The following is a 21,246-nucleotide window of genomic DNA, read 5'->3' as shown; positions in this document are numbered from 1 at the left end:
TCTTTTAATTTAAGGCGGACACCTCAATTTCTTTAAAGTCGATTTCAGGACGAAACCATTAGCCCTGGGCTGAGTGCCCGCCTGTCCAGAACATGCCTCTTTGGGGAGTTCAAACAAGCGGGCACGCGTTTGTTTTATTACTGTCAATGCTTATTTTTAATTATTAACAGCTTAGAATCGCTTTTTTTGATGGCACTGACTTTAGAATGGATATACAAATAAGACTCTGCACTAAATTAAGCTCTGTTTTTTTTACAATTAATTTGATTGTGAAATTTTCATCAGGCTATTATACTAAAAGGATTATTTATTGCATATTGGATACAATTCCTGTTACCTGCTCATTTTAAAAATATCGGATCAAATCTATTTGAAATCTATTTTCTGAATCAATTGATTATTCTTAAAATAGTAGGCTTCATAGGATTTTGAACCAATTACATATACTGCTTCTATTACAATTTCATCCGCAGATTGCCTTTTACTGTAGACTATTTTTTGTTGCTCATTTGTCAAGTCGGTAATTGGGATGAGTTGTTCAAATTCAAAACCTTCATTATACGTAAATTCAAGAGCAAAATGAGAGTCTTGCCATTTCAGTTTGGTTTCTATTCCTTTGTTTTTAGAATTAGTAGCTAAATTTCCGTTATTGGCGGCTAATAAGTCAGAACTTGATTGCGAAAGCATCACAAAACCTGAAAGTGTCATGGCATAATATCCTATTTTTTTAAATGAAGTCTCGCTTAATTTGGGTAAAATCCATTTCATTGACCAACTGGAAAGAACTGCAGAAAATGCGACTACTACACCTATGTAAATTACTTTCATAGAAATCAAGCCAAATAAAAAGTACAGCACGATTTTTACAAGATGCAAGATGATTTCGTTTGCTGCTCTTGTTGCTATAATTTCTTCTTTGGTCAATCCGTATCGCAAATAAAAACGATTAAATAACAATCCAACAGCACCTGTAAGACCCGATAAAAAACCTGCTGAAAAACCGATTAGACCCAGTACAAAATTCGACGGATGTTCTGTTTTATTTAATTCTTTTTTCTTTTGGAACAAAAATGTCAAATTACTGACTAGAAAAAGACCCATTGCAATTTCTAAATAGACAGGATTTACAAATTTCAACAACCAAGCTCCCAACCATACAGCTGGTAAAGCAGCTGGAACAAAATATTTGACGATAGGCCAGCAAATATTTTTTCGAAATAAAATTAATCGGGAACCCGAACTGGTAAACGTACCAATTGAAAGGGCTGCAGGTACGCTGCTCACGGGTAAAAGCTGTCCCAAAATAGGTATCAGCATTAAGCCTGCACCGCCTCCGCAAATAGCGCTAATTGAAAAGGCTAAATAACTGCAAATGAATAATATTAGTAAGGTTGCTGTCATCAAATTATTTTGTCTATTGATGCTGTTTTATAATAGTAACTAAGCGAAAATTCTTTTTACAAAGAGAAAAAAGGCTGGACTTATTTACTTTTAAGCCTGTATTTTCTTTGTTCGTATAAATAGAAAGGGGTTATTACATGAGCCAGTGCATCTTTGGACAAATCTTCATTAAGCTTTTTCGGCGTAAAGATAGAGTCATTTTCGACATGAAATTGCAAAGGTTTTTTATTTGGCTGCATAATAACCACTTCATTCCCCACACGGAAGGCATTAATATCATTAAATTGCATCATTGCACGTCCCTGAAACGAATCAGATAAATCGAACAAATTTCTTCCTGACATTGGTGTTTCGGTATCCATTCCAATTCTACTCAATACGGTGGGCTGTATATCAATCTGGCTGCAGAGTTTATTGTATTTTCCTCCTTTTGGAACTCCCGGACCAATAATCAAAGCCGGAATATGAAATTTATGTATAGGTACAAGATGTTTTCCATAGGTTCTGGTATTATGATCGGCAATTACAAGAAAAATAGTATTCTTATAATATTTTTCTTTTTTTGCTTGTTTAAAAAATTGGCCAATCGAATAATCAGCATATTTCATCGCATTATTTACCGTATTCTTTTGCTTATCGTAAGGGGTAATTCTTCCCTCCGGATATTCAAAAGGCTCGTGATTGGAAGATGAAAATACTAAAGAAACAAAGGGTTTATTGCCCAGACTTTTAAAATAATTATTGGCTTTTGTCATTACATCTTCGTCTGACCAGCCCCAAGTTCCGTGAAATGCAGATTTATTTGGATCAAAATCATCCTCATCAATAATTTTATCGAAACCATTCCCGTTAAAAAAAGAACCCATATTATCAAAATTGGCCATTCCGCCATAAATGAAACTGGTGTCATATCCTTTTTGTTTCAGCAACGACGCAATTGTATAGAAATCGGTTTGCGAATTGTTAAGTTTAACGACACTTTCTGATGGAGAGGGCAAAAAACCTGTAACAACCGCCTCGATACCACGTACGCTGCGCGTTCCTGTTGAAAATAAATTGGTAAATAAGGTTCCTTCGTTTGTCAGTTTGTCAAATTCCGGCGTCAATGGTAATCCTCCTAATGAACCTACATATTCTGCACCTAAGCTTTCTTCTAAAATAATTACAATATTGTAAGGTCTATTTATAACCTTATTTGTTTTTTGAATGTGCAATAATGGAATAGAATCATCTGTATACTCATTTGGTTTTACATCCATATATTTTTTCACCCTCGAAATGGCTTCGGCATAATTCATTTTCCCGTACATTTTCTCTGTATTACTTTCATTTTTTATTGAATATAAAGCAAAAGCAACGGTGTAAAACGAATTTAAACCAAGAGAATTAGTAAGATGGTCTGTAGAAAAAATTGCATTACTGGCATTAACAGGCCGTTTGGAAGTAAGACTGGACCTTGCTCCAAAAAACACAAAAAAAGCAACTAAAGGAAACAGTGCTAACTTCGTTTTATAATTGTTATTTCTAATTCCAAAAAGCGGTTTTCTGTAACGGATTAAAGTATAAACAAATCCCGCCAAGATAATTACAGTAACAAAAATAGACGAGAGATAACTTTTCAATAATGTTCCAACAACCTCCTTTGGATAAATCAGATAATCGATAAATAGTTTGTTAGGTCTGGTATCATACTCATTAATAAAATCAAGCGTTGACAATTCCATAAACAGAATAAGTGTCAAAAACAGAATGAAATATACAGTCAAAAAACCTTGAATTTTCTTCAAAAAAGAATCTGGCACCAAAGCAATTAAAGCCAAAGGCAAAAAAAGAAGGTAGCACAAAACGATGAGATCCATCCGCAATCCAATAGGGAAAATATAACCGTAATCTTGGGTTTCTACAACACGGTTTCTAAAGAAAAAAAACAAAATAAACCGACTGACAGTAAGAATTAGCAAACCGATTAAAAGAAAATTAATGAGAGGTTTTGTGAACTGAATTTTTTTCATATTTGGGGAATATCTGGCAAGACATTATAATTTCTTGCAAAAGAAACCTTCAATTCTGAATTCTTTCTGAATTTGCATTTCTTAAAGTCATTTAAACAAAGCATTTCATTTATAACAATATTCAGTTTTTCTTCAAAATTGATTTGTAAATTGCACTATGAAAATTCTAATTATAGAAGATGAGCAGGAAATTGCTCAAAGTATTAAAAATTATTTTAAGACTAATGGCATTCATTGTGAAACCGCTGAAAATTATGCCGTAGCCCTTATAAAAATTGAGAATTATGACTACGATTGTATATTGTTGGATCTAATGCTTCCTGATGGCGACGGATTTGACATTTTGAGAGAATTAAAAAACAAAAACAAATCCGAAGGTGTTATCATTATATCAGCAAAAGAAACTTTAGACACCCGCATTGAAGGTTTTAATCTTGGCGCAGATGATTTTCTGACAAAACCATTTCATCTTTCAGAACTTTTAGTCCGAATGCAGGCACTCATCCGCCGCAAGAATTTTCACGGAAATAACAGTATTATTTTCAATGAAATTAATGTTGATATTTTATCTAAAACAGTAATTGTCAATAACCAAAAACTGGATCTGACCAAAAAAGAAATAGATTTACTGCTGTTTTTAATTGGCAACCATAATAAGGTTTTATCCAAAGGTGCAATAGCAGAACATCTTTCCGGCGATATGGCTGACATGCTTGACAATCATGATTTTATATACGCCCATATAAAGAATCTAAAAAAGAAACTCCACGCTGCCGGAAGTGGCGACTATATAAAAACAATTTACGGTTTAGGATACAAATGGGAAAATGAGTAATAAAAAACTACTTCAAAAAACAACTGGCAGCTTTCTTATCTTCGCTGTTATTACGCTGTTAATAGCAGCACCGCTATTTTATTTCATCAGCCAAAGGCTTTATATTCATGAAACTGATGAAGTATTGCAGTTCCACAAGGGCGCATTTGTTAAAGAAATCCATGCCGATTTTACAGAAAAAGATATTAAATCCTGGCATAAATACAATCATAATATAATGATTTTTGCTGATATGGGAGTAAATAAAGATTCCATTGTTGACAAAATGTTATTTGATTCTATTGCTAATGACAAAGAACCATTTCGTGTACTTTATGCACCGGTGGATATCAATGGCAAACGATATACTTATACAGAAAAGATTAATCTTGTCGAAATGGAAGGAATGGTGATAAATGTAGCAGTTATATTTCTGTTTATGATTATTATGCTGCTTATCGGAATCATTGGAATATCAAAAATAACTGCTGCAAAAATTTGGAAACCTTTTTATAACACACTAATTCAAATAGAGGATTTTGAAATCGATAAAAGTAATCCTCCCCTTTTTATACCCACCGATATCGATGAATTTGATCGACTTAATAATAGCCTTAAAAGACTTATTGAAAAAAATACAGTCATTTATAAGAACCAAAGAGAATTCGTTGAAAATGCCGCACATGAATTACAAACTCCGTTAGCTCTGTTTCAAACCAAAATTGACACTTTGCTTCAATTGGAACTGAATAAAGAACAGCTTTCTGTGGTAAGTTCACTCAATAATGATGTTTCCAGGCTTAACAGACTTAACAAAAACCTTTTGTTGCTTTCTAAAATTGATAACGAAAGATACCTTGGAAAAAGCACTATTATTTTAAATGATTACATCGAAAGACATCTGGATTTTTTCACGGAACAGGCTGAAGCAAAAAACCTCCGCATTATAACCGAATTCACCTCTGCCCTTACCATTAAAGGAAATCCTGCCTTGTCAGAAGTGTTAATCAATAATTTATTTTTGAATGCTATTCGGCACAATAAGAAAAATGGAAAAATAATCATTCGCACTCAAGACAACCAATTGACATTCCTCAATACAGGACAATCTGCACCATTGGCAATCGAGAAATTATTTAATCGTTTTTCTAAAATAAATCCTTCCTCTCAAGGAAATGGCCTTGGTCTTGCGATAATCAAAAAAATTGTCGAAATCAATCAATGGGAAATCAAGTATACTTTTGAGAACCAATTACACAGCTTTAGCGTTAAATTTTAAAAAATTCAAACTTCCTACAGAATCGGTTTGCAACTTTGATTATTATAAATTTAAAATTAACAGCGATGAAAAAATTAATAATGATTATCTCAATTGTATTGGTTTGCAGTTGTGCATTTGCAAAAACTCCACCGGACTCAGTAAAAAAAGCTTTCGCTAAAAAATTTCCTACTGCAACAAAAGTGTGTTGGGGAGTTGAAGGTCCAAAAGAATGGGAAGCAGAATTCACCTTTGAAGGAAACAAGATTTCTGCTAATTTTTCAGACTATGGAACCTGGCTGGAAACGGAAAGAGAGATTAAAGCTGTCGATTTACCAAAAGCAGTTTTAGAATCTGTAAAATCAAAATATAGTGATTGGAAAATTGTTGAGGCGGACAAAACTGAAACTTCTAAAAACGGAACTATTTATGAAGTAGATTTAAAAAAAGGCATGAAAAGTAAAAGCCTTGCTTTTAAAGAAAACGGCATGTCCATAAAAGAATAATTTTTCCTTTTTTTTAATGAAATAATATACCCATAAACAGTTGATCTTGCATCTAACTACAGTAGAGTAATGTTTCCATTTTAAGTAGATTTAAAATAGGATGATAAGTCGTTCGTGTAAAATTAAATATAATTAACTTCTGATTTTTTTAAAATGAAAAAAATAATATTATCATTACTAATAATTGTTTCTATCTCTAATAGTTATAGCCAAACGTATAAAGTATCACAAAAAATAAATGTTTCAGGTGATGAAGGCTGGGATTATCTGGCCGTTGATCAGGTGAATCAGCATTTATTTGTTTCTCACGGAAGCATTGTCAATGTTATCGATTTAAAATCCAATAAAACCATAACAACAATTCCCGATACCAAAGGAGTTCACGGCATTGCAATTGCCAATGATTTGAACAAAGCATTTATCAGCAACGGAAAAGACAATTCGGTTACCATTGTCAATTTAAAAACATTTAAATTAATCGATAAAGTAGCTATCGAAGGCCAAAAACCCGATGCAATTTTATATGATCAGTTTTCTAAAAAAGTGTTAACCTACAATGCCAAAAGCAATGATGCAACGGTTATTGATGCTAATACAAATAAGATTATAAAAACTATTCCATTGGGTGGCAAACCTGAATTTTCGGTAACTGACACCAAAGGTTTGATTTATGTTAATATTGAAGATAAAAACGAAATTAAAACTATAGACGCAAATAAATTAGAAGTTACAGCATCCTGGAGTATTGCTCCGGGAGATGAGCCTTCCGGATTGGCAATAGATCTGAAAACTAACCGATTGTTTTCGGTTTGCAGCAATAATTTGATGGTTATTGTGAATCTATCAAACGGGAAAATTATAAAAACATTACCCATTGGAGAAGGTTGTGATGGTGTTGTATTTGATCCCGAAAAGAAACTTATTTTTAGTTCAAATGGCGAAGGAACAATTACAGTTGTAAAAGAAGAAAATGCGAATACCTTTTCAGTTCTTGAAACAGTAAAAACTCAAAAAGGGGCTAGAACAATTGCGTTGAACAAAACTACGAATCAATTGTATTTGCCTACTGCAGATTTTGGCATAAAACCTGAACCGACAAAAGAGAATCCACAGCCTCGTGCAAGTCTAATACCTAATTCCTTTATGGTTTTGGTTGTTGAAAATAATGCCAAATAGTTTTAAAAAAATTATGCAAACTTATTCTATGAAATTAAGGATTTGCCTCATTTTTGTTTTGCTAAGTATCAGGTCTTTTTCGCAAGAAAAAGACTTACACTATTTTATTGAAAAGGCACAAACCAATTCGCCTTTAATTACCGATTTCAACAACCAAATAAAATCTGCTGCTATAGATAGTTTATTGAACAGATCGAACTATAAACCTCAAATATCTGCAAACCTAAATGCAAATTATGCTCCGGTTATAAACGGATATGGTTATGATACCGCTATAACTAATGGACAATCCGTATCTGGTTTGGTAGGGATTAATCAAAAAATAATTGGTAAGAATATTGCAAACTCACAGGCGGAAAGCTTCAAAATTTTAAAAGAGAGTTTGATTTTAAATAAAAGAATCGCTCTCAAAGATTTGAATAAAGTAATCATCGACCAATATATTACAGCTTACGGAAGCGCCGAACAAATAGTCTATAATCAAAAAATGATTACACTGCTGAATAACGGTGCTAATACACTGAAAAAGTTAACCCAAAATTCTATTTATAAGCAAACCGATTATTTAATTTTTCTTTCAACGGTAAAGCAACAAGAATTACAAGTTTTGCAACTCAAGCAACAATATCAAAATGATTTAGGAATACTGAATTATTTGTCTGGCGAGACCGATACCACTTTTGTGAATTTGACAAAACCGGATATCAACTTAAAAACGATTTTAAGTCCTGAAAAAACTATTTTCTTCAAGCAATTTGAAGTTGATAGTCTGAAAATTGTCAATCAAAGTAAGCTAATTGATAACGTATATAAGCCAACATTGGCCTTGCTTGGCGACGCGGGTTATTTATCTAGTTTTGAGTATCAGCCTTATAAGAATTTTGGGTTTAGTGTTGGATTAGGTTTATCAATTCCCATTTATGATGGAAATCAAAGATCATTGCAGCATCAAAAAAACGAACAGGCCATAGCCACTAATTTGGCTTATAAAAGTCATTTCAATAAGCAATACCAACAACAATTGCTGATGCTTAATCAGAAATTGAAACAAACGGCGGATACCGGAAACCAATTGCAATCTCAACTTCAAATAACAGATGCACTTATAGAAGCAGACAAGAAATTATTGCTTTCCGGTGATGCCCAAATCACCGATTTTGTTATTGCAATTGGAAATGTTATAACGCTCAATAATTTAGTTTCCCAAAACAGAATCAACAAACTGCTGCTTATTAACGAAATCAATTATTGGATTTCTAATGACTAACATAATGAAAAAAACATTTTCTATCTGTCTACTAATTACAGTTTTTTTTATTTCCTGTAAAGATAATCCATCCGTTGAAACGCCAACAGATGTTCGCGTTCCGGTAACTTTAACCTCAATTGATACCACAGATCTGCAAAGTTATATCGACCTAAATGCAACGGCTACTTATTTGGTGAAAAATGTCATTAAAGCCAATACAACGGGCTATTTGAATTCTGTAAATGTGGCAACCAATGATTTTGTAGCCAATGGTCAGGAATTATTTTCGATAAAATCACGTGAGGCCAAAGTGTTAGGGAATTCCATTAATAAAATAGATCCAACTTTGGGCTTTGGCGGAGCAATTAAAGTACTTTCGAACACCAGTGGAATTGTGACGATGGTCAATGCGCAGCAAGGCGATTATGTGCAGGATGGCGATGCTTTAGTGACTATAAATGATACTAAAAGTTTTGCAATCGTTTTGAGTTTGCCTTTTGAGTTAAAAAAATACATTTCGGTTGGTCAGCAGTTAAGTGTTGTTTTACCTGATAATTCTACAAGAATGGCGACAGTGCAAAAATTTTCTCCTACAGTTGATGCCACTTCGCAAACGCAAAATGTGATTTTGAAAATAAATGGTAAACAAGATATTCCAGAGAATTTAATTGTAAAAGTTCGGGCAAATAAAACGTCTGATTCTAAAAGTATTTCAGTACCTAAAGCAGCAGTTTTGAGTGATGAAACTCAAACCAATTTCTGGATAATGAAGATGATTAACAACAACACTGCTATAAAAGTCCCTGTAAAAAAAGGAATTGAAACCGAAGACAAAGTAGGAATACTTTCTCCGAATTTATCAAGTAAAGATAAAATACTGCTAACGGGTAATTATGGAGTTGGAGATACAATAAAAGTCAAAATTGTTAAAAACGAATCAAGATGAATACTTTTTTTGTCAAACATAAAAATGGTCTGAGTTCCATTATTTTCCTTATAATTTTGGGCGGTTTTTTTGCTTATTCTAAAATGCAGACCAGCTTATTTCCCGAGATTACCTTTCCAAAAATAAAAATCATTGCCGATGCAGGCCAGCAGCCTATCGACAAAATGATGATTACCGTTACAAAACCACTGGAGAATGCTATAAAAAAAGTCCAGGATTTAAAAACCATTCGAAGTACAACAAGTAGAGGAAGTTGCGAGATTTCGGCTTTTATGGATTGGAAATCTGATATAGATTTGAGCAAAACAAGAATTGAAGCACAAATCAATCAGATAAAAAATAACCTTCCTCCGGATACACAAATTACGGTCGAGAAAATGAACCCATCAATTCTTGCCGTAATTGGCTACGCCATTGAAGGAAAAGGAAAATCGGCCATTGAACTCAAAAAAATTGCCAACTTGACCATCAAACCTTTTTTATCCCAAATAGAAGGTGTTTCTGAAATTAGAATTATTGGCGGTAAAGAAAAAGAATACTGGTTAACCTTAGATTTTGATAAAATGACAGCGCTTGGCATTACGCCAAATGCCATTACTCAAGTGATGAATGAAACAAATTTTATTAAATCTAATGGATATTTGGCTGATTACCGCTTTCTCTATTTAACAATTACTGATGCGCAAGTCGATAAAAAAGACGAATTAGAAAATCTGGTCATTCGCAACAACGGAAAAGGTATTGTTACTCTAAAGGACATTGCCTCGGTAGAAATTCGGGAAGCCAAAGAATATATAAAAGTAAATGCCAATGGTAAAGAAAGCGTCCTTGTAGCAGTTATAAAACAACCCAATTCTAATTTGATTTCACTTTCGAGTGCAATGAATGATAAAGTACAGGATCTAAAAAAAATCCTTCCAAGCGGTATTAGTATCAAGCCTTTTTATGAACAGGCCCGTTTTGTAAATGATGCTGTAAAAAGTGTTACAGATAGTTTACTCATTGGATTATTTTTAGCCATGATTGTTGCCATTTTATTTTTAAAATCGGTGAAAGCCAGTGCCACAATTCTGATAATTATTCCGGTTACTTTGGGTCTCACCCTGATTGTTTTGTATCTCACGGGACAAACTTTCAACATTATGACACTTGGAGCAATTGCTGCGGCTTTGGGTTTAATTATTGACGATGCAATTGTAGTTGTCGAACAAATTCATAGAACTCATGAGGAACATCCAGATGAACCCACTGTTATTCTTTTGCAAAAAGCAATTCATTATTTATTCCCTGCAATGTTGGGTTCATCGATAAGTACCATCGTTATTTTTTTTCCATTTGTATTAATGAGCGGCGTGGCGGGCTCTTATTTTAAGGTATTAACAGATACAATGATTATTACTTTGGTCTGTTCCTTTTTTGTAACCTGGCTGTTACTGCCTGTGGTTTATTTATTGCTTTCCAAAAAAGAAAAAATAAAAACAGTGACAGAGAAACCAAGCGAAATCCATGAAGTAAAAACTCAAAATTGGGTGGCTTATTTTATTGAAAGACCAATAATAAGTATTGCTTTTTGTGTTGTTTTACTACTTTCAATTATACTGATAGTACCCAATTTAGAAACTGGTTTTTTACCCGAAATGGATGAAGGCAGCATTGTTCTTGATTATGAAAGTCCGCCAGGCACATCATTGGAAGAAACGGACAGAATGCTCAATGAAGTAGAAAAAATTATAATTCAAATTCCGGAGGTAGAAGCCTACAGCCGAAGAACAGGTACCCAAATGGGATTTTTTATTACCGAACCCAATTTTGGTGATTATTTAATTCAGTTAAAAAAAGACAGGAACAAAACCAGTAATGATGTTATTGATGAAATTAGAGCAAAAGTAGAAGCATCACAACCCGCTCTACGTATCGATTTTGGTCAGGTCATTGGCGATATGTTGGGCGATCTGATGAGTTCCGTAGCACCGATAGAAGTTAAAATTTATGGAAACAATCAGGCTGAATTACACAAAATAGCAAAACAGGTTACTGCTGTTGTTGAGAAAGTAAAAGGAACAGCCGATGTTTTTGACGGAATTATTTTGGCAGGACCATCAATAAATATTAAGCCCAATTATTCCCAATTGGCCCAATTTGGAATAACGCCAACTAATTTGCAATTTCAACTGCAAACCGCCTTAGAAGGAAATGTTATAGGGAATTTATTAGAAAATGAACAAACAATTCCCATTCGATTAATTTATCCATACTCAGAAAAAAGAAGTCTAGAAGATATTAAAAAACTGCAATTGTTCTTACCTACAGGACAACCTGTACCCATTACTAGTCTTGTAGATATAAATCTGCAAAAGGGAGTGGCCGAAATAGAACGAGAGAACCTTCAAACAATGAGTGTTGTAACGGGTAGATTAGATAATCGGGATTTAGGAAGTGTGATGCAGGAAATTAAAACCAAAGTGTCAAATAGTATCCATCTTCCCAGCGGATATTATATCGAATATGCTGGAGCTTACAAAGAACAACAACAGTCTTTCAAAGAATTATTAATGATTTTAATAGCTTCCTCTTTATTGGTTTTTGGTGTTATTTTATTTTTATTCAGAAATTTTAAAGTAGCAATAATTATAGTTTTGATCTCTGTTTTAGGAATTTCCGGAAGCTATATTTTGCTTTTTTTAACTGGAACAGCTTTAAATGTCGGAAGCTACACCGGAATTATTATGATTGTTGGAATTATCAGTGAGAATGCCATTTTTACTTTTCTACAATTCCGTGAAACTTTCATGATTACCGGAAATGTACATCAATCATTAATTTATTCCATTTCAACAAGGTTACGCCCCAAATTAATGACAGCATTGGGTGCTATTATCGCTTTATTACCTTTGGCAATAGGAATTGGAACAGGATCAGAATTGCATCAGCCACTCGCTATTGCTGTAATTGGCGGTTTTATATTCGCTATGCCTTTGCTCTTAGTAGTATTACCGAGTCTATTGTGCTTTGTTTTTAAAAATGAAAAGCACTTATAATATATAAGATAATTCAATGTCCACAAAATAAAAGGATTCAGATTAATTTATAATTATAAAAAAATATAATGTTTTGACAATCCGGTAAAGATCCAGAAGGAAATAAAATTGATACTGTTAAAATAAGTATTATCAGAATTGCATCACTAAACCGCAGCCCAATTGTTTTCCGTTGTAATAAGGCATTATCATCGAAGAAACCTTGTTTTCTTTAGCTTTAGTGCTGAAAAGTTTTCTATTGACGTAAGGATAAATCCAGTACGCCACTTTCGTACTTAGTATTCCTATCCCCGCTCCAGCAGCCACATCAGTCAACCAGTGTCTATTATTGACAATTCTAAAAACACCCGTTCCTGTAGCCACAATATAACCGCTTATTCCATACCAAATGGACTTATCTTTGTATTCCTGCCAAAGAAACTCAGCTCCGGCAAAAGCAGTTGCAGTATGCCCGGAAGGAAACGAATTGTTAGAAGAGCCATCTGGTCTTTCTACCTTGGTAATATCTTTTAAAGCAAGTACTGTAACACTCATCATAAGATAAGAACTTGCTAAAATAATTGATCGGTCTTTAAGGTTGTTTTTTCCTTTATCACCAAATGCGTTTAGTGCATAAACAGCTGCCGCTGGGGCGTATTGTGCAAAGTCATCAATCGTAACCTTGTTATCGATATGCTCATTCACTTCTTCTTGGATCTCAGAGTTAAAACTTTTGAGCTGATCACTGTTAAGACCTATAAATCCATAACCAATTAATACACCGGGAATAATTAATTGTTTATAATTAAATTTCAAATTTCGCACTGTGTCTTTCACCACAATTGTATCTGTTACACTGTTTTGTGCTATTAAAAAATGAGTTGACAGCAATGCCGCGAGTACACACAAGTATTTCATTATAACAATTTTAAAATCAGCACAAAGTATAAAATCAATTCTGAATTAATTCTGTATTTTATGCAAATTGATTTTATTTAAAACCGTTTTTTATCCTTAAAATGCCGGTTCAGGCTGTCCATTACTTTCATTTGATTCTCCTTTTTTGAATTCAAGCTTTCCAAATTTATAACTAAAGGAAATACCGAAAGATTGAACAGGCACTTCCTTAACATTTACTTGATTAAAACTTTCTCCATAACTGGTTGATCTTTGATTCAGGTATTTACTGAAAGGATTAGTCATTGTGATTCCTACGCTTGCATTTTTATTCAAAAACTGTTTTCTCACAGCTATATTGTAAAGAAAAGATGCCGGGCGTTCTCCTCTTAGATTTTTCTGAGAAGACCGATAGTTTCCAAAAATTTCCCCCATCATAGTGGGTTCAAACTGATAGCTTAAATTTAAATTAGCCCTATAAACAAAACCACTGACACTCCCAAGACCGGGTGCTGTATTGGTTCGTTCTCCAAATTCAATAGTTGATCTTAAGTTTAATTTTTCATATACCGATATTGACCCAAAAACGCTTGCTCCAATATTGGTTTGAGAACCAATATTATAACGTTGTGTCAGTGTTACATCCGTATAATCAGTTCCATTAATGGTTAGTGTAGAATGAAATGTTGTCAGAGGCTGAATATCATCTGTATTATAGCGATAGTATCCCGAGAGATATAGATTTGCTCCGTTATTGAAATTTTTATTGTATCCAAGTTCATATCGGTTACTTATTTCAGGTTTCAAAAAAGGGTTCCCAACACTGATGTTATGAGGGTCACTAATATTAAAAAAAGGATTAAGCTCTTCATAATCCGGTCTTTCGATACGATAATTATAAGCAAACTTTATAGAGTTATCATCACTAAACTGATGCTGAACAGTAAAGGATGGAGCAAAAATATTATAATCAGGTATAGTAACTCTAACAAAATTAGCTGTAGTATTGGTACGCTCATAACGCAAGCCCGCATTACCCACTAAAAAATTATTAAATAAAGAAAAAGTGCTTGATAAATAAGCTGCATAGATATTGCGCTTATATTTAAAACCATAAGTTTGCCCCTGATTATTTACATAAGAACCATCAACAGCTAAAGTATCGGTAACCACATTATTATTTATATCCTCTAAAGCTATCTTGGATCCGATATCTAATGTAAATCCTTTAACAATAGGTCGCACAAAATCTAAAGACAACTCTACTTGATGATCTTGGCCCGGATTAGTGCTTTGCAGTCCTGATGTAGAATAAGCAGCATCTTGATAACTGGTTTGTTGTCCTGCTCCATTGGCACTTCTGCCATAACTGGAAGTAATTAATACATTTAATTCCTGATCTTCTTTTTCAAAAGCTTTTTTATAGCCTAAACTCCAATCGGTTGCTTTATTTTTAAAATTACTGGTAGCGTTTCTTTCACTGATTATCTCTGAAAAAATTGTTCCGTCAGATAAAGAGGATATTTGATTTTGCGATATCATTCCCGATGTATTATTTGCAAAATAATTGTAACCCAAAGTAGCCGTTAACTCATTTTTTTCAGTTATGCTCCAATTAAAATTTACCCCTGTTTGATACCCGCTTCTTGTAAAAGGACTCACCCCATTTTGATACAATCTGTCAATACTATCTTTAGCAATATTGTATGATACACGGTCGCTGGAACTTTTTGTTATTGTCTTTAATTGTTTGTTGCCACTAAAATAAATGCCAACCCCAAAATTTCCTTTGCGTGCATTTAAATTAAATGAACCATTTTCCAAACGCGTACCTGCTGATAAATTAATACTACTGTTAATTCCTTGAATTTTACTTTCCTTCAAAACAATGTTTATAATTCCTCCCGTACCCGAAGCATCATATTTGGCCCCTGGACTTGTAATAACTTCTACACTTTTAATCTGACTTGCAGGTATGGACTGTAATGCTTCTGAAACACTCGCTCCAAATATACTGGATGACTTTCCGTTAATTAAAAAACGAATATTAGTATTGCCTTGTAATTCTACATTGCCGTCAATATCAATACTGACCATAGGAATCTTTTTCAAAACATCAGTGGCAACTCCACCCTGACTTGTAAGATCATTGGAAGTATTATAAACCATTTTATCAATCTTATTTTGTAGCGTTGCTGTCTTTGCAACTATTTTTACTTCATCAAGTTCATTGGACGATGAGACAAGTAAAACATTACCAAGATTTACTGCTATAGCTGTAGGTTTTATGATTACAGAATTTAAAACTAACGTTTGATAGCTTATAAAATCTATAGTGATACGATAGTCGCCATTTAAAAGATTATTAATTGAAAAAACACCATTTCGATCTGTGCTCAAATCATAAAAAGCGCTGGTCTCTCCTATTCTATAGATACTGACTATTGCCATTTCTATAGGTAATTTTGTTTCCGAATCAATCACTTTACCTGTAATTTTACCTTTTACAATAGACAATTGTGCAACAGCTGTAAATGAGAACAAAAGAAAAAGGCTTAGTATAAAATAACGCATATCAAAAATTTATGACGCCAAAATAATACAGTAAATCTGAATTTATCCTGAATAAGTAAACTCCTTTTACTTATTTAATGTTGAAATAACATTTAAAACAGCATGGAATCGTTTCAAATTCCATTTATTTTTTTTGATTAACAACCTGAAAACTACAAATATTTTAATACCCTAGTAAAAAAACTAAAACTTAGTCTTAAATTTAGCCAACCATTTTATGATGTTAAGTTAAATTTAAAAATAGAATTATGTGGTGGATATTTGCTTTACTTTCTGCTTTCTTCGCGGCGCTCACTGCGATTTTTGCTAAAATAGGAATCAAAGGAGTTGATACCGATTTAGCTACTGCTATTAGAACTGTTATAATTCTAATCCTGGCCTGGGGAATTGCCTTTTTTAGAGGAGGTACCAATACTATTCATTTATTAACAAAGCAAAATCTGATTTTTTTATGTTTATCAGGAATCGCAACCGGACTCTCGTGGATATTTTACTTCAGAGCTTTACAAATTGGAAAAGTCTCTCAGGTAGCGCCAGTTGATAAAATAAGTGTTGCGATCGCTATAATTTTATCAGTATTTTTTTTGAATGAAAAGATAAGTCCTCTTGGAATTATAGGTGTTGTTATGATCATTGGAGGTACTATTATAATTATATACAGTTAAACCAATAATTCTTAAAAATAGCAATTAAAACAAATAGTCATAAAAGATCGAAAATCTCTAACTTTTAAAGATAAAAAAAACAAAAATGTTTGTTACTATGAACATAAATACTACTTTTGTTCATAATAATGAACATTTTGAACAATGAACAGAAAGAAACAAACCGTTTTTCCTAAGCACCAAATGACATTAGAGCAGATGGGAGAAAACATAAAACTAGCCAGAAAAAGAAGAAAGCTAACTGCTATTCAGGTAGCAGAAAGAGCAGATATTGTTAGGACTACTTTATATCAAATAGAAAAAGGTAATCCTAGCGTTGCTATTGGTGCTTATTTTAATGTGCTAAGAGTATTAGGACTTCAGGATGATTTTTTAAAACTCGCTGCAGATGATGAACTGGGAAGAAAACTCCAGGATCTTGAACTCTTAAAATAATAGTATCATAACGAGTACAGTCAATTAAACCCTAACCATCAAAAACCAAAACCATTCCTAATGTCCACCAACAAAACCGACATATACGTTTACGCACATTGGAAAGAAATGTCTGAACCAAAAATCATTGGTATACTATCGGCACAACAAGCCAAAAGTAAAAAAACATTCAGCTTTAAATACGATAACGAGTGGCTTAAATCAGAACAAAAATTTATACTCGACCCGGACATTCAATTATACGGTGGTCCACAATACCCAAACCAGAAAGAAAACTTTGGCATATTCCTAGACAGCATGCCCGACACTTGGGGACGTACACTAATGAAACGAAGAGAAGCTCAGTTAGCAAGAGAAAATAATGAAAAACCTAAAACACTGTACGATATTGATTTTCTTTTAGGAGTATACGATGAAAGCCGTATGGGAGCATTGCGTTTTAAAACAAACCCCGAAGAAGATTTTCTAGACAACAATAAAACAGCTTCTACTCCACCATGGTCATCCATTCGTGAATTGCAAAACGCAGCGGCTAATTTTGAAAATGACGATGATAATGATGAAGTAAAAAAATGGTTATCCGTTTTAATGGCTCCAGGTTCCTCATTAGGCGGAGCAAGACCAAAAGCCAATGTCCTTGATGCAGATAAAAGTCTTTGGATTGCCAAATTTCCATCTAAAACAGATACAACAGATAAAGCAGCCTGGGAATTTCTAGCCTATCAACTGGCAATAAATGCTGGAATAGAAATGACACCATGCCGAATAGAAAAAATAATGGGTAACTACCACACCTTTTTTACAAAACGTTTTGACCGGGAAAACGGAGAAAGAATTCACTTTGCATCCGCCATGACAATGACCAGAAATAATGAAGATACTATCCGGGATAATCCAGCAAGTTATTTAGATATAGCTGAATTCATTAGCAACTACGGAACAAACATTGAGACTAATTTACACCAGCTATGGCGCAGAATAATCTTCAATATTGCCATTTCTAACACAGATGACCATTTAAGAAATCACGGATTCATACTAACCAAAGAAGGCTGGATACTATCCCCGGCCTATGACCTGAATCCCTCTATCGACAAAGACGGTTTAGCCTTAAACATAGACACAGATAACAATGATCTTGATTTTGAATTGGCAAAAAACGTCGGAGAATATTTTCGTCTAAACAAACAACAAATGGAAACCATTATACAGGAAGTGCTCAAGGTAACAAGCAACTGGAGAACAATAGCTAAAGAGATAGGAATCCCCAGAAGCGAACAAGAATTGATGGAGAAAGCATTCCACGTTTAGATATTTAACAAGAGTAATTATGATTCAAGACAACATAAAAGAAATCCAAAACATAATTAAGCCATTTAAGTCTAAATGGGAAAATCATTAAGATGATAAAGCGTTAGAAGCTGAAATAAATTGGAATGCTTCAATATTTTTTTCAAAAATCATAATTAAAGCTAAAGCGTCTGACTGTTATTGGTCAAAAGATAAATTAGTTAGTTTTTCCGTTGATTACAATTCAAAAAATAATGTTGCAATCGATATTAATAGTTTAATAGATAGGCATTGAATTCGTTAAGTTCTTGGTCTTATCAAAATGTCTGATGCAGTCAGAAAAATCACTTATGATTTTGAACAAAAACAAGTCTACAAACAAGAGCTGATTTTTTTTCGAGAATTATAATGACGCATAACTATTTATATTCTTGCGACTGGTTTCCCCTTTAAGCTTTCACTTACAAGTCTTGAAAAAAATATTATAAAGAACTATATATCAACTCCCAAACTTGCGCTTTCAAGAGCTGCCATGTAAGGATCATGTTCTTGAACAGGAATAGCAGTCCAAGGGAATCCTCCAGAGGCCAACATCACATTCATTAGGAATCTTTCCATCCTGCCATTGCCTTCCATAATAGGGATGTATGTACACAAATATGAAGTAAAACATAAACTAGCCTATTGTGCTGTACTGTAATTAGCCTATCATGCAAATATAATAAATAGATTAATCAATAATGATTGTGAGGTTTCCTGAAGGATGATTTTGAATCATCATCAGAGATATAGCATTTGTCTGCTCATTCATCATGTTCACGTTATGCTTACGTTCACGAAAACGCGAACACTTAATATTAGTGAACAACTATGTAGTTATTTAGCCGTATAACAACATCAGCACCCACTACTTGTGCTGTAACTGCATCTAATATTATTAATCAATAACTCTATCAACAGTAGTTTTTTAAAAAAATCTTAAACATCGATTTAGAGATTTTGTCATATTGATGAAATTTTCTGATCATTAGAACCATTTCCCAATCTCTTCGTTGCTTCCCCTTCATTTTTGTATTCAAAGAACCTGTATGCTTTTGTCTTATTTCAGGAGCAAAGGTAATTCCGTGTTCTTAACGCAATAGCAAGGCCGGGTCCTGCGTATTTGACAAAAAATCTCCACCCATCCGGGTTGTATTTTTTGTCAAAGCCTTGCTATTGCTAAACACTAACCTTTTTATGCTCATGAAACAAAACATAGCATACTCCGGCTCTTTAGACGAATAAAAAAAATGTCAGCAATGAAAAATAAAATATTAAAAATGGTAATGATGAAACAAAACAGCACCTCCTCTCATTGCCAAATAAATAAAATTCCAAAAAAAATTAATCCACTAAAAAAGCAGAAATCATGAACATTATCGGAAGAGTGACAAAAGATGCGCAGGTACGCACATTGTCAAACAGCAGACAAGTAGTGAATTTTTCAGTTGCCATCAATGACAGCTACCGAAATAAAGCGGGCGAACGTATTGAGCAGACAACCTACTTTGATTGTGCTTATTGGCTTAACTCAAAAGTAGCAAACATACTCACGAAAGGTACTCTTGTGGAACTCACGGGCAGAGTAAGTGCAAGAGGATGGACAGGCAATAACGGAGAAGTGTACGCAGGTCTGAACTTCAACACCTCGCAAATCAAAACGCATGGTGGCGGTAAAAAATCGGAAACGGTACAGGCTACCACAGGAACAACCACTAACAAGCCAGAGAACGACCTCCCATTTTAACAACTAGCATCAACCTTTTTTAAACTTTTTAAATCATTATATCATGGCACATAATATCAATTTCAACGAGAAAACAGGAAACTATTCATTCTTTAGCGTAAACCAAAAAGCGTGGCATGGTTTAGGGCAAATTGTAGAGGACTACCCAACAAGTTCGGAAGCCATAAAACAGGCAGGCTTAGACTATGAAGTGGCTAAAAGTCCGCTATATACCAAAGGCTCAGGAATCATTGAAACGGCAAACGGTATCGAAATAGGCAGTAGTGAACTGGAAGTACCCAACTATTACGCCAATATCCGTACCGATAACAATGCCGTATTGGGTGTGGTTGGCAAAGACTACCACATCGTACAAAACCGTGAGGCATTCAATTTCTTTGATGCTATTGTAGGGGGTGGCGAAGGCATAATGTATGAAACCGCAGGGGCATTGGGACAGGGCGAACGCATATTTATCACAGCCAAACTGCCCGATTATATCCGAGTGGGTAATGGCGATGATGTTACGGAAAAGTACATTTTCCTAACCACTTCCCACGATGGCAGTGGAAGCATAACAGCAGCCTTCACCCCTATCCGCATTGTTTGCCAAAATACCCTTAATGCCTCGCTTCGCAGTATGACCAACGTAGTGCGTATCAAACATACTTCGGGAGCAAAACAGCGTATTGAGAACGCCCACAAGATTATGGGATTGGCGAATACCCTAAGCACACAGTTAGAGGGCATCTTCAATGAGTGGGTTAAGGTAAAGGTTACTGACCGAGAAGTAAGAAAGCTAATCCAATTGGCGCTTTGCCCGAACAAGGAAACATTGGATTTGCTTAAAAAGGGTGCGGAAGATGAAGTTTCCACAGTGTTTAAAAATGTGGTGCAAGATGCCTTTGCATACGCTATGACAAGCGACACTCAACAAATGGACACCACCAAAGGTACATTGTTCGGGGCGTACAATGCTGTAACAGGCTACTACCAAAATGTACGCAGTTACAAGGATGATGAAGCCAAGTTACAAAGTATTGTAATGGGTGGAACGGCACAGCTAAAGTCGCAAAAGGCTTTTGAACTATGCACCTCATTTGCAACAGACGGAGCGGAAATCTTAAACCTTAATTAAATAACCACAGGCAATCGCCTTGAATGGTGATAGCCTTTAAAAACAACAGCTATGAATATCGGAATTATAACATATAAGGAATACCAGGTAAAAAACATAGGGC

17 protein-coding genes are annotated in these 21,246 nt (G+C 34.2%); 12 read left to right on the top strand and 5 right to left on the bottom strand.

The window, feature by feature from the left end:
* Positions 1-366: 366 nt before the first annotated feature.
* Together CLU82_RS18260 and CLU82_RS18255 are read right to left on the bottom strand one after the other, a co-directional pair.
* Positions 367-1,401, bottom strand: a complete 1,035-nt coding sequence (locus tag CLU82_RS18260; RefSeq protein ID WP_100844447.1) for a sulfite exporter TauE/SafE family protein — start codon at positions 1,399-1,401, stop codon at positions 367-369.
* A gap of 80 nt (positions 1,402-1,481) precedes the next feature.
* Positions 1,482-3,413, bottom strand: a complete 1,932-nt coding sequence (locus CLU82_RS18255; protein WP_100844446.1) for an LTA synthase family protein — start codon at positions 3,411-3,413, stop codon at positions 1,482-1,484.
* 157 nt (positions 3,414-3,570) lie between these two features.
* On the opposite strand from CLU82_RS18255, the gene CLU82_RS18250 reads away from it, so the two are divergent.
* From CLU82_RS18250 to CLU82_RS18220, 7 genes are all read left to right on the top strand, one after another.
* Positions 3,571-4,248, top strand: a complete 678-nt coding sequence (locus CLU82_RS18250) for a response regulator transcription factor (protein ID WP_100844445.1) — start codon at positions 3,571-3,573, stop codon at positions 4,246-4,248.
* Positions 4,241-5,506 (top strand): HAMP domain-containing sensor histidine kinase, encoded by a 1,266-nt coding sequence (locus CLU82_RS18245; protein WP_100844444.1) that lies wholly within the window; start codon positions 4,241-4,243, stop codon positions 5,504-5,506. The genes CLU82_RS18250 and CLU82_RS18245 overlap by 8 nt, the downstream gene beginning before the upstream one ends.
* Before the next feature lie 65 nt (positions 5,507-5,571).
* Positions 5,572-5,991 (top strand): PepSY-like domain-containing protein, encoded by a 420-nt coding sequence (locus CLU82_RS18240; protein WP_100844443.1) that lies wholly within the window; start codon positions 5,572-5,574, stop codon positions 5,989-5,991.
* 153 nt (positions 5,992-6,144) lie between these two features.
* On the top strand, positions 6,145-7,167 hold the full coding sequence (locus CLU82_RS18235; protein ID WP_100844442.1) for a YncE family protein: 1,023 nt from the start codon (positions 6,145-6,147) through the stop codon (positions 7,165-7,167).
* Between the two features lie 28 nt (positions 7,168-7,195).
* Positions 7,196-8,434, top strand: a complete 1,239-nt coding sequence (locus tag CLU82_RS18230; protein ID WP_198520240.1) for a TolC family protein — start codon at positions 7,196-7,198, stop codon at positions 8,432-8,434.
* A gap of 4 nt (positions 8,435-8,438) precedes the next feature.
* Positions 8,439-9,362, top strand: a complete 924-nt coding sequence (locus CLU82_RS18225; protein WP_157813402.1) for an efflux RND transporter periplasmic adaptor subunit — start codon at positions 8,439-8,441, stop codon at positions 9,360-9,362.
* Positions 9,359-12,400 (top strand): efflux RND transporter permease subunit, encoded by a 3,042-nt coding sequence (locus CLU82_RS18220; RefSeq protein ID WP_100844439.1) that lies wholly within the window; start codon positions 9,359-9,361, stop codon positions 12,398-12,400. Before CLU82_RS18225 ends, CLU82_RS18220 begins: the two co-directional genes overlap by 4 nt.
* A 132-nt stretch (positions 12,401-12,532) precedes the next feature.
* Here the strand turns inward: CLU82_RS18220 and CLU82_RS18215 are convergent, their stop codons facing one another.
* Together CLU82_RS18215 and CLU82_RS18210 are read right to left on the bottom strand one after the other, a co-directional pair.
* Positions 12,533-13,297: a phosphatase PAP2 family protein gene (locus CLU82_RS18215; protein ID WP_100844438.1), complete on the bottom strand. Its 765-nt coding sequence runs from the start codon at positions 13,295-13,297 to the stop codon at positions 12,533-12,535.
* 96 nt (positions 13,298-13,393) lie between these two features.
* Entirely contained in the window at positions 13,394-15,850 is a 2,457-nt protein-coding gene (locus CLU82_RS18210; protein WP_100844437.1) for an outer membrane beta-barrel family protein, read from the bottom strand.
* A gap of 248 nt (positions 15,851-16,098) precedes the next feature.
* On the opposite strand from CLU82_RS18210, the gene CLU82_RS18205 reads away from it, so the two are divergent.
* The 3 genes from CLU82_RS18205 (at position 16,099) to CLU82_RS18195 (ending at position 18,261) form a co-directional block, all read left to right on the top strand.
* Positions 16,099-16,515 carry an EamA family transporter gene (locus tag CLU82_RS18205; RefSeq protein ID WP_100844436.1) on the top strand — a complete coding sequence of 139 codons (417 nt, stop codon included), beginning with the start codon at positions 16,099-16,101 and terminating at the stop codon, positions 16,513-16,515.
* 144 nt (positions 16,516-16,659) lie between these two features.
* Positions 16,660-16,950 (top strand): helix-turn-helix domain-containing protein, encoded by a 291-nt coding sequence (locus tag CLU82_RS18200; RefSeq protein ID WP_100844435.1) that lies wholly within the window; start codon positions 16,660-16,662, stop codon positions 16,948-16,950.
* Between the two features lie 60 nt (positions 16,951-17,010).
* Complete coding sequence (locus CLU82_RS18195) at positions 17,011-18,261, top strand: type II toxin-antitoxin system HipA family toxin (protein ID WP_100844434.1); 1,251 nt, start codon at positions 17,011-17,013, stop codon at positions 18,259-18,261.
* 471 nt (positions 18,262-18,732) lie between these two features.
* Here the strand turns inward: CLU82_RS18195 and CLU82_RS18190 are convergent, their stop codons facing one another.
* Positions 18,733-18,876 (bottom strand): hypothetical protein, encoded by a 144-nt coding sequence (locus CLU82_RS18190; RefSeq protein ID WP_198520239.1) that lies wholly within the window; start codon positions 18,874-18,876, stop codon positions 18,733-18,735.
* A gap of 772 nt (positions 18,877-19,648) precedes the next feature.
* Here CLU82_RS18190 and CLU82_RS18185 point away from each other — a divergent pair.
* Positions 19,649-20,026 (top strand): single-stranded DNA-binding protein, encoded by a 378-nt coding sequence (locus tag CLU82_RS18185; RefSeq protein ID WP_100844433.1) that lies wholly within the window; start codon positions 19,649-19,651, stop codon positions 20,024-20,026.
* A 43-nt stretch (positions 20,027-20,069) separates the two neighbouring features.
* The gene (locus tag CLU82_RS18180; protein ID WP_100844432.1) at positions 20,070-21,143 is read left to right on the top strand and encodes a DUF932 domain-containing protein; all 1,074 of its coding nucleotides are present in this window, start codon (positions 20,070-20,072) and stop codon (positions 21,141-21,143) included.
* Positions 21,144-21,246: the final 103 nt, after the last annotated feature.

Origin of the sequence: Flavobacterium sp. 5 (genome assembly GCF_002813295.1) — a bacterium.
In the GTDB taxonomy this organism is placed as follows: domain Bacteria; phylum Bacteroidota; class Bacteroidia; order Flavobacteriales; family Flavobacteriaceae; genus Flavobacterium.
The sequence above is the reverse complement of the archived record's forward strand: the minus strand, read 5'-3'. Positions and strand labels throughout refer to the sequence as shown.

Coding starts and splice junctions, on each gene's coding strand:
- CLU82_RS18235 (WP_100844442.1), top strand. CDS start 6,145: ATGAAAAAAATAATATTATCATTACTAATAATTGTTTCTATCTCTAAT.
- CLU82_RS18240 (WP_100844443.1), top strand. CDS start 5,572: ATGAAAAAATTAATAATGATTATCTCAATTGTATTGGTTTGCAGTTGT.
- CLU82_RS18190 (WP_198520239.1), bottom strand. CDS start 18,876: ATGGAAGGCAATGGCAGGATGGAAAGATTCCTAATGAATGTGATGTTG.
- CLU82_RS18180 (WP_100844432.1), top strand. CDS start 20,070: ATGGCACATAATATCAATTTCAACGAGAAAACAGGAAACTATTCATTC.
- CLU82_RS18185 (WP_100844433.1), top strand. CDS start 19,649: ATGAACATTATCGGAAGAGTGACAAAAGATGCGCAGGTACGCACATTG.
- CLU82_RS18215 (WP_100844438.1), bottom strand. CDS start 13,297: ATGAAATACTTGTGTGTACTCGCGGCATTGCTGTCAACTCATTTTTTA.
- CLU82_RS18250 (WP_100844445.1), top strand. CDS start 3,571: ATGAAAATTCTAATTATAGAAGATGAGCAGGAAATTGCTCAAAGTATT.
- CLU82_RS18200 (WP_100844435.1), top strand. CDS start 16,660: ATGAACAGAAAGAAACAAACCGTTTTTCCTAAGCACCAAATGACATTA.
- CLU82_RS18195 (WP_100844434.1), top strand. CDS start 17,011: ATGTCCACCAACAAAACCGACATATACGTTTACGCACATTGGAAAGAA.
- CLU82_RS18220 (WP_100844439.1), top strand. CDS start 9,359: ATGAATACTTTTTTTGTCAAACATAAAAATGGTCTGAGTTCCATTATT.
- CLU82_RS18210 (WP_100844437.1), bottom strand. CDS start 15,850: ATGCGTTATTTTATACTAAGCCTTTTTCTTTTGTTCTCATTTACAGCT.
- CLU82_RS18255 (WP_100844446.1), bottom strand. CDS start 3,413: ATGAAAAAAATTCAGTTCACAAAACCTCTCATTAATTTTCTTTTAATC.
- CLU82_RS18225 (WP_157813402.1), top strand. CDS start 8,439: ATGAAAAAAACATTTTCTATCTGTCTACTAATTACAGTTTTTTTTATT.
- CLU82_RS18230 (WP_198520240.1), top strand. CDS start 7,196: ATGAAATTAAGGATTTGCCTCATTTTTGTTTTGCTAAGTATCAGGTCT.
- CLU82_RS18205 (WP_100844436.1), top strand. CDS start 16,099: ATGTGGTGGATATTTGCTTTACTTTCTGCTTTCTTCGCGGCGCTCACT.
- CLU82_RS18260 (WP_100844447.1), bottom strand. CDS start 1,401: ATGACAGCAACCTTACTAATATTATTCATTTGCAGTTATTTAGCCTTT.
- CLU82_RS18245 (WP_100844444.1), top strand. CDS start 4,241: ATGAGTAATAAAAAACTACTTCAAAAAACAACTGGCAGCTTTCTTATC.